Source organism: Actinomadura sp. WMMA1423 (assembly GCF_006547145.1).
In the GTDB taxonomy this organism is placed as follows: Bacteria; Actinomycetota; Actinomycetes; order Streptosporangiales; family Streptosporangiaceae; genus Spirillospora.
In genome coordinates this window covers 1,375,486-1,390,137 of sequence record NZ_CP041244.1, presented here as the reverse complement: position 1 = coordinate 1,390,137, position 14,652 = coordinate 1,375,486, and the positions used below count along the sequence as shown (strand labels likewise).

At 71.4% G+C, this 14,652-nt stretch carries 11 protein-coding genes; 10 read left to right on the top strand and 1 reads right to left on the bottom strand.

Features of this window, described 5'->3' with window-relative positions:
- Nucleotides 1–57: 57 nt before the first annotated feature.
- The 5 genes from FKD65_RS06685 (at nucleotide 58) to FKD65_RS06665 (ending at nucleotide 5,691) form a co-directional block, all read left to right on the top strand.
- Complete coding sequence (locus FKD65_RS06685) at nucleotides 58–1,368, top strand: ABC transporter substrate-binding protein (RefSeq protein ID WP_240809997.1); 1,311 nt, start codon at nucleotides 58–60, stop codon at nucleotides 1,366–1,368.
- Nucleotides 1,369–1,482: 114 nt separating this feature from the next.
- Nucleotides 1,483–2,481, top strand: coding sequence for a carbohydrate ABC transporter permease (locus FKD65_RS06680; RefSeq protein WP_141576651.1), 999 nt, complete (start codon nucleotides 1,483–1,485; stop codon nucleotides 2,479–2,481).
- Nucleotides 2,478–3,314 (top strand): carbohydrate ABC transporter permease, encoded by an 837-nt coding sequence (locus tag FKD65_RS06675; protein ID WP_141576650.1) that lies wholly within the window; start codon nucleotides 2,478–2,480, stop codon nucleotides 3,312–3,314. The genes FKD65_RS06680 and FKD65_RS06675 overlap by 4 nt, the downstream gene beginning before the upstream one ends.
- Nucleotides 3,311–4,687 (top strand): GH1 family beta-glucosidase, encoded by a 1,377-nt coding sequence (locus FKD65_RS06670; protein WP_141576649.1) that lies wholly within the window; start codon nucleotides 3,311–3,313, stop codon nucleotides 4,685–4,687. Before FKD65_RS06675 ends, FKD65_RS06670 begins: the two co-directional genes overlap by 4 nt.
- Nucleotides 4,684–5,691 carry a LacI family DNA-binding transcriptional regulator gene (locus tag FKD65_RS06665; protein WP_141576648.1) on the top strand — a complete coding sequence of 336 codons (1,008 nt, stop codon included), beginning with the start codon at nucleotides 4,684–4,686 and terminating at the stop codon, nucleotides 5,689–5,691. The genes FKD65_RS06670 and FKD65_RS06665 overlap by 4 nt, the downstream gene beginning before the upstream one ends.
- Before the next feature lie 278 nt (nucleotides 5,692–5,969).
- Here the strand turns inward: FKD65_RS06665 and FKD65_RS06660 are convergent, their stop codons facing one another.
- Nucleotides 5,970–6,602, bottom strand: coding sequence for a hypothetical protein (locus FKD65_RS06660; protein WP_141576647.1), 633 nt, complete (start codon nucleotides 6,600–6,602; stop codon nucleotides 5,970–5,972).
- A gap of 1,078 nt (nucleotides 6,603–7,680) precedes the next feature.
- Between FKD65_RS06660 and FKD65_RS06655 the strand changes: the two genes are divergently transcribed.
- The 5 genes from FKD65_RS06655 to FKD65_RS06635 are packed head-to-tail and all read left to right on the top strand — an operon-like array spanning nucleotide 7,681 to nucleotide 14,652.
- On the top strand, nucleotides 7,681–8,733 hold the full coding sequence (locus FKD65_RS06655; RefSeq protein WP_141576646.1) for a LacI family DNA-binding transcriptional regulator: 1,053 nt from the start codon (nucleotides 7,681–7,683) through the stop codon (nucleotides 8,731–8,733).
- A 24-nt stretch (nucleotides 8,734–8,757) separates the two neighbouring features.
- On the top strand, nucleotides 8,758–10,053 hold the full coding sequence (locus FKD65_RS06650; protein WP_141576645.1) for an ABC transporter substrate-binding protein: 1,296 nt from the start codon (nucleotides 8,758–8,760) through the stop codon (nucleotides 10,051–10,053).
- A 53-nt stretch (nucleotides 10,054–10,106) separates the two neighbouring features.
- On the top strand, nucleotides 10,107–11,162 hold the full coding sequence (locus FKD65_RS06645) for a carbohydrate ABC transporter permease (RefSeq protein ID WP_141576644.1): 1,056 nt from the start codon (nucleotides 10,107–10,109) through the stop codon (nucleotides 11,160–11,162).
- Nucleotides 11,159–12,025 (top strand): carbohydrate ABC transporter permease, encoded by an 867-nt coding sequence (locus FKD65_RS06640; RefSeq protein ID WP_141576643.1) that lies wholly within the window; start codon nucleotides 11,159–11,161, stop codon nucleotides 12,023–12,025. The genes FKD65_RS06645 and FKD65_RS06640 overlap by 4 nt, the downstream gene beginning before the upstream one ends.
- 23 nt (nucleotides 12,026–12,048) lie before the next feature.
- Nucleotides 12,049–14,652 carry a hypothetical protein gene (locus FKD65_RS06635; protein ID WP_205718573.1) on the top strand — a complete coding sequence of 868 codons (2,604 nt, stop codon included), beginning with the start codon at nucleotides 12,049–12,051 and terminating at the stop codon, nucleotides 14,650–14,652.

Genomic DNA, 14,652 nt, shown 5'->3' with positions numbered 1-14,652 from the left:
CCACTCTCTCTGGGAGAGCGCTCTCTCATCAGACGCACACTCGGCCCGGGAGGGTTCATGACATCGGCACTGGGCGGCCACCGCGCCCGTTCCCGCATGCGAGGAGGGGCGCCCGCGCGGGCCCTCACCGCGACCATCACCGCCGGCGCGCTGCTCCTCGCCGGAGCCTGCGGCGGATCCGCCGCCTCCGGCAAGGAGGAGGTCACGCTGTCGGTCGGCCTGTTCGGCGACTTCGGGTTCGGGCCCCTCTACCGGCAGTTCGAGCAGGCGCACCCGAACGTCCGGATCAAGGAGCGCCAGGCGACCTACGACGACCACCACACCAACCTGGCCGCGCACATCGCGACCGGCAGCGGCGCGGCCGACGTCGAGGCGATCGAGGTCGGCTTCATCGGCACCTACACCGCGCAGCCGCAGCGCTTCGTGGACCTGCGCAAGTACGGCGCCGCCGGCAGGCAGAGCGAGTACCTGTCCTGGAAGTGGCAGCAGGGCGTCGCCGCGAACGGCGCCGTGATCGGCCTGGGCACCGACGTGGGCGGCCTCGCGCTGTGCTACCGGCGCGACCTGTTCGCCAAGGCCGGGCTGCCGACCGACCGGGAGAAGGTCTCCGCGCTGTGGCCGGACTGGCAGGCGTTCCTGGCCACGGGCCGGCGCTTCGCCGCGAAGGCGCCCTCCGGCGCGAAGTTCGTGGACGGCCCCGGCGAGTTCTTCCGCGCGATGGTGGCCCAGGCCCCGGAGGGCGTGTACGACCGGCAGGACAAGGTCGTGGCGTCCACCAACCCCGCCGTCAAGCAGGCGTGGGACCTGTCGACGCAGATGGTCGCGGACGGCCTGTCGGCCAAGCTGACCTCCTTCACGCCCGCGTGGGACACCGGCTTCGCCAAGAGCTCCTTCGCGACCGTCGCCTGCCCGGCCTGGATGATGGCCTACATCCAGGAGCACTCCCCGGGCTCCTCCGGCCGGTGGGACATCGCCGCGATCCCGGGCGGCGGCGGCAGCGCGGGCGGCACGCACCTCACGGTGCCGACCCAGGGCAAGCACCAGAAGGAGGCCGCGGAACTGGTGCAGTTCCTGTCCGCCGCACCGCAGCAGGAGGCGGTGTTCAAGGCCATCGGCAACTTCCCCTCGCTCCCGGCGCTGTACGCCAAGCCCGAGGTCCGCGACTACACCAACCCGTTCTTCAACGGGGCGCCGGTCGGGAAGATCTACGCCGACTCGGCCAAGAGCCTCGATCCGCAGCACCTGGGCCCGGCCGAAGGCCAGGTCAGGGCCGCCATCAGCAACGGGCTGACCCGGGTGGACCAGGGCAAGCAGTCACCCGACCAGGCCTGGAAGCAGGCACTCGACGACGTGTCGAAGGTCAAGTAGCCCGCCGGCGTGACGGCGCACCGGCGGGTCTCCGGCCCCCAGGGGACCCGCCGGCCGCACGCGCCGAGCCCGGAGGCCGCGCGGCGTCCGGGCAGGCTCCCGAAAGGATCTTTCATGGCCCTGCGCCAGACCGACGAGCTCACCACGGCCCCCGGCCGGAGGCGGGCCGGCCCCACGCACGCCCGGCACAGGCCGGCCGGTTCGCGGTGGGACCGGTTCGACCGCACCGTCAGCCCCTACGCCTACGTCTCGCCGTTCCTTGTGATCTTCGGCCTCTTCGGGCTGTTCCCGCTGCTGTACACGGCCTGGGTCGCGCTGCACGACTGGAGCCTGCTCAAGGGCGACCAGGGCTTCGTCGGCCTCCGCAACTTCCGCACCCTGCTGTCGGACGGCAACTTCTGGAACGCCGCGTTCAACACGGCGTCGATCGGCGTGCTGTCCGCGGTGCCCCAGCTGCTGCTCGCGCTGTGGCTGGCCCACCTGCTCAACCGGCCGCTGAAGGCGCAGACCTTCTACCGCATCACCCTGCTGCTGCCCAACGTCACCAGCGTCGTCGCGGTCGTCGTCATCTTCAGCCAGCTGTTCGGCCGCGACTACGGGCTGATCAACATGGTGCTGACCCACCTCGGCGCCGGCCGGATCGACTGGCAGGCCGGCACCGCCTCCAGCCACGTGGCCATCGCCATGATGATCATCTGGCGCTGGACCGGCTACAACGCCCTCATCTACCTGGCCGCGATGCAGGCCGTCCCGCGGGAGCTGTACGAGGCGGCCACCATCGACGGAGCCTCGCGGCTCAAGCAGCTGCGCTCGATCACCGTGCCGATGATCAAGCCGACCATCCTGTTCACGATGATCGTCTCCACCATCGGCTCGATGCAGATCATGGCCGAGCCGATGCTCTTCGGCGCCCAGGTCGGGCCCGCCGCGATCGCCACCGGCGGCGCGGGCCGCAAGTTCCAGACGCTGTCGCTCTACCTCTACGAGCTGGGTTTCCGCAACTTCGACTTCGGCTACGCGTCGGCCGCCGCCTGGCTGATGCTGCTGCTCGTCCTGGTCGCGGTGGGCGTCAACTTCCTGCTCGCCCGCCGCATGAAGGGAGGGCTGTCATGACCGGACTCACCCCCCGGGGCGTGCTGACCCACAGGCTGACCCACCTCACCCTGATCGGGGTGGCGTTCTTCTCCGCCTTCCCCATCTACTGGAGCGTCATCGTCGCCTCGCAGGACAACAGCGCCATGGCCGAGGTGCCGCCGCCGCTGGTCCCGGGCGGGAACCTGCCGGCCAACATCGCCAAGGTCTTCGACACCGCGCCGTTCGCCTTGGCGCTGCTGAACTCCCTGATCGTGTCCGGCTCCATCACCCTGTCGGTGGTGTTCTTCTCGACGCTGGCCGGCTTCGCGTTCGCCAAGCTGCGCTTCCGCGGGCGGAACCTGCTGCTCGGGCTGACCATCGGGACCATGATGATCCCGACCCAGCTGGGGATCATCCCGCTGTACATGCTGATGATCAAGCTGCACTGGACCGGCACCCTGTACGCGGTCGTCGCCCCCGCCCTGGTCAACGCGTTCGGGGTCTTCTTCATGACCCAGTACCTTTCCCGGGCGCTGCCGACCGAGCTGCTGGAGGCCGCGCGCGTCGACGGCTGCGGCAACTGGCGGCTCTTCTGGCATGTCGTGGCGCCGGTGGCGCGACCCGCCGCCGCCGTCCTCGGCATGCTGACGTTCATGACGGCCTGGAACGACTACTTCTGGCCGCTGGTCGTCCTCACACCGGACGATCCGACCGTCCAGGTCGCGCTGTCCACCCTCGCCAGCGGCTACGTCCAGGACTTCACGCTCGGCCTGGCCGGCACCGCGGTGGCCACGCTGCCACTGGTGCTGGTCTTCGCCCTGCTCGGCAAACGCATCATCGGAGGCATCATGCAGGGGGCGGTCAAGGGATGACCACGCGCACCGACACCGGCGCGTCCGGCCGGACGCTCGCCTTTCCACCCGGGTTCGTGTGGGGCGCCGCCACCGCGGCGTACCAGATCGAGGGCGCGACCGGCGACGACGGGCGCGGCCCATCGATCTGGGACGTCTTCTCGGCCCGGCCCGGCGCCGTCGCCGGAGGCCACACCGGCGAGGTCGCCTGCGACCACTACCGCCGGTACGCCGCCGACGTCGCGCTGATGGCCGAGCTGGGGCTGCCCGCGTACCGCTTCTCGATCGCCTGGCCCCGCGTGCAGCCGGGCGGGTCCGGCCGGGTCAACCCGCGCGGCCTGGACTTCTACGACCGCCTGGTCGACGAACTGCTCGCGCACGGCATCGACCCGTACGCCACCCTCTACCACTGGGATCTCCCCCAGGCGCTGGAGGAGCGCGGCGGATGGGCCGACCGGAGCACCGCCCTCAGGTTCGCCGACTACGCGGCGGCCGTGCACGAGCGGCTCGGTGACCGCGTCACGGTCTGGACCACGCTCAACGAGCCATGGGTCGCGGCGTTCCTCGGGTACGCCTCGGGCCTGCACGCGCCAGGACGCCAGGACCCCGCCGCCGCGTTCCGCGCCGCGCACCACCTGCTGCTCGCCCACGGGCTCGGCACGTCCGCCCTGCGGGCCGGCGGCGCGTCGCAGGTCTGCCTCACCCTCAACCTCTCGCCGGTCATGGGGACGGACGAGGACGCGGTGCGGCTGGTGGACGGCCTGGTCAACCGGCAGTTCCTCGACCCGGTGCTGAAGGGCTCCCTGCCGTCCGACGTGCGGGAGACCGTGGCGAGGCACGCCGGGCTCGGCCACATCGCGGACGGCGACGACGCCGTCATCGCCCAGCCGATCGACCTGCTCGGCGTCAACTACTACAACCCCACCCATGTGGCCGCCGCGCCGGGCTCCCCGGCCGACCCCACCTACCCCGGCAGCGAGGGCATCGCCTTCCTGCCGGCCCAGGGCGTGACCACCGCGATGGGCTGGCCCATCGAACCCACCGGGCTGACCGCGCTGCTGACACGCCTGTCCCGCGACCACCCGCACGTCCCGCTGGTCGTCACGGAGAACGGGGCGGCGTTCCCCGACGAGCCGGACGGCGACCGTGTCGCCGACGCCGACCGGCTGGCCTACCTCAGCGGCCACCTCGCCGCCGCCCACGCGGCCATCGAGGCCGGAGCCGACCTGCGCGGGTACTTCGTCTGGTCGCTCCTGGACAACTTCGAGTGGGCGGAGGGATACCGGCGCAGGTTCGGGATCATCTATGTCGACTACGCTTCTCAGCGCCGCATCGTGAAGGACAGCGCGTTGTGGTTCCGCGATGTGATCCGCAGGAACGGGGTGCGAGATTGAGCCGGCCCACACTGGAGGCGGTGGCCGCGCGCGCGGGCGTGTCCCGGGCCACCGTCTCCCGGGTGGTGAACGGGTCGTCGACCGTCAACCCGCGCATCCGGGAGGTCGTCGAGCAGGCGATCAGGGAGCTGGGGTACGTGCCCAACCCGGCGGCGCGCAGCCTGGTCACCCGGCAGACCAACTCCTACGCCCTGGTCGTGTCCGAGCCGCCCACCCGGGTGTTCTCCGACGACCCGATGTTCTCCACCGTGATCCGCTCGGCCAGCGTCGAACTGGAGGCCGCCGACAAGCAGGTGGTGCTCATGCTGGCCGGGTCGCCGCGCGGGCACGCGCGGGTCGAGCGGTACGTGGCGGGCGGCCACGTCGACGGGGTCATGCTGATGTCGATGCACGGCGCCGACCCGCTGCCCGCCGCCCTCTCGCGGCTGCGCGTCCCGGTCGTGTCCTACGGCAGGCCCACGGTCCCCGTGGACCTGCCGTACGTCGACAACGACAACGCCGGCGGCGCTGCCGCCGCCGTGCGCCACCTCCTGGACGCCGGCCGCCGGCGGATCGCCGCCATCACCGGCCCGCTCGACATGATCGCCGGCCAGGACCGCCTCGCCGGGTACCGCGAGGCGCTGCGCGACGCGGGGCGCCGGCCCCAGATCGCCCTGGGCGACTTCACGCGCGAGTCCGGGGCGGAGGCGATGCGGCAGCTGCTGGACGACGACCCGGAGCTCGACGCGGTGTTCGCCGCCAACGACATGATGGCGATCGGAGCGCTGCGCACGCTGCGCTCCGCCGGCCGCCGGGTGCCGGACGACGTCGCCGTCATCGGGTTCGACGACATCGAGGCCGCGCGTTACTGCGAACCGCCGCTGACCACCGTCCGCCAGCCCGTGAGCGAGCAGACCGCGGCGATGGTCCGCCTGCTGCTGACCCTGGCCGACGGCCGCCGCCCCCCGGACCGGGAACGCTACAAGATCCTCCCCACCGAGCTGATCGTCCGCGACTCCGCCTGACCCCTGCCCGAAGCCCGCCGAGCCGGCGGCCGTCTCACGTCAGGGCGCCGCGGTCGGGAGCGAGCGCGGGCGGGCGGTCCCGGTGCCGGCGGGGTGTCGTGCGCTCTGGCCGCCGGACCGTCCGCCCCGGCAGGTGGGGGAGACCGCGACAAGGGCCGCCCGCCTCGCGCTGGGCGAGACGAGCGGCCCTGTCACTGCGTCGCTGGGGGAGGCCGGGGAGCGGGATCGGGGAATGGCGGTTCAGCGCCGGCCGGGGCCGCCGCGAAGGAGGGGGCCGGTCAGCTCGACGACGCCCAGAGCTGCTCGCCGCCGCTGCCGACGAGCTGGTAGGCGGCGTTGACCGTCGCCGTGGCGGGGCACAGGAAGGAGCCGCTGGCCTTGGACACCACGCCGTTGGTGATCTTGGCCTGGGCCTGGGCGACCGAGGTGTCGGGCCGGTTGGGGTTGTCGGGGTTGTAGCCGCTGCCGGTCAGGGTTCCGGAGTAGACGCAGCTGATGCCGAAGACCGTCGCGCCGACGGAGTAGTTGGCGACGGTGAGGGTGCCGTCCGCTCCGCTGGCGTCGGGAGCGTAGACCACGGAGCCGCCGGTCCAGGGGAGGTTCTGGGCGGTCACGGTCACGCTGCCCAGGCTGCTGGTGCAGCCGCTGAAGCTCGCCGACGTGACGTTCAGGTTGCTGCCGTCGGACTGGATCGTGCCGTTCTGGACGGCGGAGGTGCACGTGGCGTTGCTCAGCGAGGTCACCACGCTGACGTTGCCCAGGTTGGTGGCGGTCACGCCGCCGGCGAAGGCCGGGCCGTCGATGCTGCCGCTGTGGATGGCGGTCGTGGCGGCGGACGCCGGGGAGGACGACAGGGCGAGGGCGGAGGCCGCGGCGGCCCCCATGACGGCGAGATTCCGGATTCGTGGCACCTGTTTCTCCTTTCAGGAGGTTCATTGGGGTGGCAATCAGGTTTATCTCACTACCGCCGAATGATTTCAAGTGTGTTACCAGACTGAGACACTTGTTGGTTTCTAGTGACTTCTCGGCGGTTTTCCAATTTCGCGCACGCCGAATGGCGCGCCCACGAAAAAAGGCGCGTTCGGAACAGGGTCGGGTGATTGTCGAATTCATGTCGGCGAGTCGTGTCGAGCGATGTCCCGCTGAGGGTGCTCGCTCAGGGCGGGCGGCAGGTCACCTCGCTGAGGACAGTCGAGGGAGCTGCCGCGTCAGGGCGGCCCCGGTCCGCGGCGCTGCGGCCCGGCCGCAGGCGTGTCCGGCCTGCGGGCGGCGAAGGCATGCGGAGGATTCATGGGTGCAAGGCGCGCTCCCTCAGGCCCGGTGAAATAACAGAACCACGGAGAGGCCTCGCGCCGTTCAATGCTGCGATTGTCGTTCGGACGCAGCGTTGACGCCTCAAGTGATCACATAATGAGGTGCGAAGTGTGGCCGGTCAAGACCATGTTGCGTTTCTTTTCCAGGCTTAGCTGAATGTGCCCGCCCGTTCGCTGTCCGCAAGGCCCGGGTGCACCCGCGATGGCCGCCGGGCCGGACGGTACGGCCCTTTCGTGAAATTCGGTCGTCCCTATAGAGGACCCGCCCCGTTATTGCTACGACACCCCACTCGCGGACGTCCCGCCAGGAGTCGCTGCCTCCCCCTTCGGTGACGGCGACGGGGCCTGTGACGCCGGCGAGGTCGCTGGGTCCTGCGGCGCGGGGGGCTGGAGGGGCCTGATGGCTCGGCGTGGCTCCGGTCGAACGCGGGGGAGAGGCCGCTTGGCGGATCTGGCGTCTTCCGGTCCCGCGTGAACCGTCCGGGCGGCCCGGGGGCAGCGGTCGGTACGGCCTGCGGCGCGGGCTCGGGGGAGCTGGACGGCTGCGGGACATCCGCCCGTCACACCCTTGACATCTCCCCGGAACGGTGCCAATTTGATCGTTCAAACGACGATTTGAACGATCAAATCGCCGCAAGGGCGACGTGGTGGCGGAACGGTGGGAGTGACGGAAGCGATGCGCGACAGGAGCGGTGTGACCATCTCCGAGGTCGCCGAGGCCGCCGGAGTGTCACGCCAGACGGTGTCGAACGTGCTCAACGCGCCGGACCGGGTCGCGCCGGCGACCGCCGACCGGGTCCGCCGGGCCATCGAGGAACTGGGCTACCGGCCCAACCGGGCCGCGCGCAATCTTCGCGAGCGGTCCAGCCGGTGCATCGGTTTCAAGATCGCCCCGCCGACCGGGCTGAACACCCTGCTCGACCGGTTCCTGCACGCGCTGGCCGACAACGCCGAGAGCGCCGGCCACCACCTGCTGCTGTTCAGCGCGGCGACGGTGGAGGAGGAACTGGCGGCCTACGAGGAGCTGATCGTCACCGGCACGGTCGACGGGTTCGTGCACGCCGACGTCGAGACCATCGACGAGCGGCTCGAGTGGTGCGACCGCAACGGCATCCCGTGCGTCAGTTTCGGCCGTCCGAAGAGCCCCGCCGCGTGCTCGTGGGTGGATGTGGACGGCGCCGCCGGGCTGGCGCAGTCGGTCGACTACCTGGTCGCCCGGGGCCACCGGCGTATCGCCTACCTGGGGTGGCCGGAGGGGCAGCGGGTCGGCGACCAGCGGCTGGCCGGGTGGCGGTCGGCCATGCGCCGCCACCGGCTGGACACCGGCGGTCTGGCGGGCGCCTGTTCCGAGGACGTCGCCGAGGTGGCGGCGGTCGCGCGGCGGCTGCGGGCGCTGCCCGACCCCCCGACCGCGTTCGCCTGCGGCAGCGACACCTTCGCCATCGTGGCCAGGCAGGCCACCGGTACGGGTGCCGACGGGCATCCGGCCATCGAGGTGGTGGGCTACGACGACTCCCCGGTGGCGGCGCTGATGACACCTCCCCTGTCCAGCGTGCGCCAGCCGATCGACGAGGTGGCACGCCATGTGGTCCGGCTTCTGCTCAGGCAGTTCGGCGCGCCGGGCCATGCCCCCGAGGGGGTGATGCTGCGTCCGGAACTGGTGGGCCGGGACCAGGCGGGGCGGGCGCACGGCACCCCCGGAAAGACCGAACCGGCGGCTGAGCAGTGATCCCCCCGAGAGAAGGAAATGACCATGGCAACCCCCCAGACCAGCTCGTTGGGAAAGACGCTCCGCTGCGTGATCGCGGTGGGAGCCGCGGCGGCCCTGGCGGCGGCGTGCGGCGGCGGAGACTCCGGTGACGGCGGATCCGGCTCCGCCCAGCAGCTGACCGGTCGAGGCCCGATCACGTTCGCGCAGGGCAAGGACACCTCCGGCAACCTCAAGAACCAGATCGACGCCTGGAACGCCCAGCACCCGAAGGAGGCGGTGCGGCTGGTCGAGCTGCCCGAGGACGCCGACGCCCAGCGCCAGCAGATGGTCCAGAACGCGCAGGCCAAGTCCGACGCCTACACCGTGCTCGGCCTCGACGTGGTGTGGACGGCCGAGTTCGCGGCCAACCGCTGGGTCACGCCGCTGCCGCAGGACCAGTTCGACCTGCCGTCCTTCCTGCCGCCGGCCGTCCGCACCGGCCAGTACCGGGGCCGCATGTACGCCGCGCCGTGGAAGACCAACGCGGGGATGATCTTCTACCGCACCGACCTGCTGAAGGAGGCCGGCGCGTCCGGGCCTCCCAAGACGTGGGAGGAGATGAAGCAGGTCTGCGACAAGGTCGCCAAGGGCGGCGTGTCCTGCTACGGAGGCCAGTTCGAGAAGTACGAGGGTCTGACCGTCAACTTCTCCGAGGCCGTGCACAGCGCGGGCGGCCTCGTCGTGGACGACCAGGGCAAGCCGAACGTCAACACCCCCCAGGCCAAGCAGGGCCTCGACTTCCTGGCACAGGGCTTCAAGAGCGGCCTCATCCCCAAGCAGGCCATCACCTACAAGGAGGAGGAGGGGCGCCGCGCCTTCGAGAAGGGAAAACTGGTCTTCTACCGCCAGTGGCCCTACCAGTGGGCGCTCTCCGAGAAGTCCGACGTGAAGGGCAAGTACAACGTGGCGCCGCTGCCGGGCCTGGACGGCCCCGGCGCGTCCACGCTCGGCGGCTACAACCTGGCGATCTCGGCGTTCGCGAAGAACAGGGCGACCGCACTGGACTTCATCAAGTTCCTCATCGGCGCCCAGCAGGAGCGCGCCAACATGCTCGCGACCACGGAGCCGCCGACCCTCGCGGGCCTTTACGAGGACGCCGAGCTGAAGAAGAAGTACCCCTACCTCGCGGTCCTGAAGGAGGCGCTCCTCCAGGCCAAGCCCAGGCCCGCGGCGGTGCGCTACGGCGACGTGACCAAGGCGATCCAAGAGAACGCGTATGCCGCCCTCACCGGCACCAAGACCTCCGACCAGGCGCTGGCCGACATGCAGGCCCAGCTCGGACGGCTCACCCAGCAGTAGTGGCCGCTCCCTTGCCGGGACGCGCGTCCCGGCAAGGACCGCTGGAGGCTTCCATGACCACCATCATCTCCGCACCCGGGCAGAGCAGGCCCGAGGCTCCGCGCCGGAGCCGGGACGTCCAGCGTTCGGGCCGCCTGGCCGCCGCGCTCCTGTCGCCGACGTTCCTGGTCCTCGCGCTCGTGGTCGGCTACCCCGTCCTCGCGGCGCTGCGCGAGTCGCTGTACCGCGAGGGCGAGGGGCTCGACGCCCAGGGCTTCGTCGTCCAGGGCGAGAAGTTCGTCGGCCTGTCCAACTACCTCGACGTCTTCTCCGGCTCCGGCGCGCAGGTGTTCTGGGGCGCGGTGTGGAACACCACCTTCTTCACCGTGACCACCGTCGCCGTCGAGACCGTTCTCGGCGTCGCCATGGCGCTCATAATGCAGTGGGCGTTCCGCGGCCGCGCGCTCGTGCGGGCCAGCGTCCTGGTCCCCTGGGCGATCCCGACCGCCGTGTCGGCGCTGCTGTGGCGCTGGGTCTTCCAGGCCGACGGCGTCGCCAACGCCCTGATCGGCCGGCAGGTCCTGTGGACCACCGACGGCGTCCAGGCCAAGGCGGCCGTGATCATCGCCGACACCTGGAAGACCGCCCCGTTCGTCGGGCTGCTGGTGCTGGCCGGGCTGCAGATGATCCCGCGGGACGTGTACGAGGCCGCGCGGGTGGACGGCGCGGGCGCCTGGCACCAGTTCTGGCGGATCACCCTGCCGTTGATCAAGCCGGTGCTGCTGGTCGCCGTGCTGTTCCGGCTACTGGACGTGCTGCGCATGTTCGACCTGCCGTTCGTGCTCGTCGGGGCGCACAAGGAGTCCGTGCAGACGATGTCCATGCTCGCCTTCGACGAGGCGTCCAACCTCCGGTACGGCGCGGCGGCGGCGTACTCCACGGTCTTGTTCGTGTACGTGGCGGTCGTCGCCTACGCCTTCGTCAAGCTGCTCGGCGCCGACATCCTCGGGCAGATGCGCCAGGAGCGGCCGGCCGGGAAACGCCGCACCAGGCTCCACCTGCCCTTCCGCGGGGCGGAGACGGCATCGCCGGCGGGGGAGTCCGCCCGCGTCCCTGAGGAGGCACCATGACCAGTCCGTCCGCCGCGCGCCCGCGGCGCCGCGGGCCCTCGCCGCTCCCACGGGGCTCGCTGCGGTTCGTGGCCGTGGCCGCCGTCGTCGTCTACTGCCTGGCGCCGTTCTACTGGATGGTCGTGTCGGCGCTCCGCCGCCCGCAGGACCAGTTCGACAACGCGCCCCTGCCCGCGCCGTTGTCGGTGCAGAACTTCACCGCCGTGTTCAAGCCCGACGTCGGGTTCGAGCGCTCGCTGCTCAACAGCCTGGCGGTGGCCGGGACGACCACGCTGCTCACCCTGGTCATCGGGACGTTCACCGCCTACGCGCTGGCCCGGCTGCGTTTCCGCGGCAAGAACCTGGCGCTCGGGATCATCGTCACCACCTCGATGTTCCCCGGCATCTCGCTGATCGTCCCGCTGCTCAAGCTGTTCACCCGGATCGGGTGGATCAACAGCTACCAGGCGATGGTCCTGCCGAGCCTGTCGTTCGCGCTGCCGCTGGCGATCTGGAACCTGACGGTGTTCTTCCGGCAGCTGCCGTTCGAGCTGGAGCTCGCGGCGATGGTGGACGGCTGCACCCGCGGCCAGGCGTTCCGCAAGATCATCATTCCGCTGGCCGCGCCCGGGGTGTTCACCACCGCGATCATCACGTTCATCGCGGCCTGGAACGAGTTCATCATCGCGCTGTCCATGGTCAACAAGAAGGAGATGCAGACCGCGACGGTGGCCATCTCCAAGTTCACCGGCGCCCACGGGTTCGACCAGCCGTTCGGCACCCAGATGGCGGCCGGGGTGGTCGTGACCGTGCCGCTGGTCGTCGTGGTGCTGGTCTTCCAGCGGCGGATCATCGCGGGCCTCACCGCCGGAGGCGTGAAGTGACCTCGACCGAAGGAGACTCGACCGTGAGACGCCACATCAGACACGGCATCGCCCTCGCCGCCACGGTCGTCCTGGCCGTCGGAGCGGCCGCCGTCGCCCCCGCGGAGGCGGACCAAGGGCGACAGGCGCCCGCGGACGAACTGACCACGGCGACCAGGCTGGCGGACCGGCGTTCGGTCGTCGTCGGCGACCGGTTCTACTCGATGTCCACCGCCGACGGCCTGTACCCGGCGGCCGGATGGCACACCACGGGGGAGATGGGAGGATTCTGGACGCCCCCGCTGAAGCTGCTCGACGGCCTGTGGTTCGGCGTCGACGGAGCCTGGCTGGGCGAGCAGGCACGTGCCGAAAGCCATACCGCCGGCCACGGGTACACCCGCACCCGCTACGCCGCGCCGGGCGGTGTGCGCGTCGAACGGACCGACGTGGTGCCCGACGGGCTGCGCGCCGGTCTGATCGGCCTGACCTTCCGCTCCGGTACGAAGCGGGACGTACGCCTCGACGTGGACGCCCATTCCGAGTTGATGACCGCCTACCCGTGGGGCTGGACCAGCCCCGACCAGCGCGCCCACAACCTGCGGGACACCGGCGCCTACGAGGACGGCGCGCTCGTCTTCCGCGAGCGCGGGAAGCCGCCGGTGCCGGGCGCGTCCGAGCACGACTTCACCGCCCTCGTCGCCGCAGACCGCGGGGCGGCGTCACACCGGCTCGGCTCCGGGCACCGCGGACCGCGGGACCCGGCCGTGATCTGCCCCGCCACCGGCACCGCACCGGACCGGTGCGACGACTCCGAGTACGGCATGGGCACCGGTGGCCGGCTGACCTACCAGGTGCGGGTCCCCGCCGGACGCGACGTCACGGTCTGGTTGGCGGTCGCCGGCTCCGACCGCGGCGACGCCGAGGCACGCGCGGCTCTGCGTTCGGCTCTGCGTGACCCAGCCCGCCTGCTGGCCCGCAAGAGGGCCGCCCGCCGCACCGTCGCCGCGAACACCGTGGTCGACCTGCCCGGCGACCCGCTGCTCCAGCGGAGCGTCGAGTGGAGCAAGCAGAACCTCGCCGACTCCGTACAGGAGGCTCGCGACCTGCGCGTGCGGGTCACGCGCGAGGGCGAGCAGTACCCGGCCCCCAAGGGCACCGTGCCGCGGGCACGCTGGCTGGGCGCCGGATGGCCCGACTACCCGTGGCTGTTCGGGACCGACGGCGAGTACACCGCGTTCGCGTCCGTCGCGGCCGGGCAGTTCACCGGCGTCGCGGCGCACCTGCGGGCGCTGCGCGACATCAGCGAGATCGCCAACGACCGCAGCGGCAAGGTCGTCCACGAGGTCACCCAGGACGGCTCGGTGTACTTCGGCGCCAACGGCGACGCGGGCAACACCGACGAGACCGCCAAGTTCCCCAGCGCGGTGGCGCTCGCCTGGAGGTGGACGGGCGACCGCCGCTTCCTCGACGAGATGTACGGCTTCACCGTCCGCAACATGCGCTACGTCACCGGGAAGCTGGACGCCGACGGCGACGGCTGGCCGGAGGGGCTCGGCAACGTCGAGCGCTCCGGCATGGGCGCGGAGAAGCTCGACAACGCCGTCTACACCATCCGCGGGCTTCGCGACCTCGCCGACCTGGCCGGCGCCAAGAACGACGCCAAGACCGTCCGCTGGGCCGAGGAGCGCGCCGGCCGCTTGGAGAAGGCCTTCGAGACCACCTGGTGGAAGGGCGGCGACACCGGCCAGTACGCCGACTCCATCGACGACCCGGACGGCCCCGGCAACGACAGCACCAAGGTCTTCCAGCGGCACTGGATCGGCGTGACCCCGATGGACGCCGAACTCGTCCGGCCCGGCCAGGTCACGCGTCCGCTCGCCGACGACCAGCACGCCCGTACCGCCCTGGCCAAGCGAGAGGAGAACTGCTACACCGGCGAGAACGGCCTCTACCACACCGGGACCGGCCCGACCTCCGCAGAGGGCGGCAACAAGGGACCGTCGTGCGATGGCGCGGTCTCGACGGTGCAGAGCGAACGAGTCGTCTACTCGCTCGGCAACGCCATCATGGCCGTCGCCGAAGGCAACTACGGGCGTCTCGGCCAGCAGCGCCGTTACACCGGCGCCAACGCGCGCATCCAGCTCGATCCCGCCCTGTGGGAGATGCCGGGCGCCATGCCCGAGATCGCGGCCAGCCCCGACTTCCAGCCGGCCAACATCGACCGCAAGCTGACCGAGCGGTCCATGGTGCTCCAAGCCTGGGGCGCGTACGGCACGCTGTGGCCGGTCGTCCACCAGCAGCTCGGCGTCAGCCCGGACATGGGGCGCGCGCGGCTGAAGGTCGTCCCGCAGATCCCGCCCGGGCAGCCGCGCGTGGCGGGACGTTCCATCCGCCTCGGCTCGGGCGCCGTCGACGTCACCGCCGAGTCGCGCGGCAGGACCCTGAAAACCGCGGTGCACCTGGCGCGGCTGGACGGCGTCGCCCTGCGACTCGGCCAGGTGCTGCCATCCGGGGCGCGGATCGCCTCCGTGACGCTCGACGGCGCCCCCGTCGCCCACACCGTGCGGCGCACGGCGCGAGGTGACGAAGTGATCGTCGACGGTAAGGCGCGCCGGGCCACCGCCACCCTCGAAATCACCCTCCGCTAG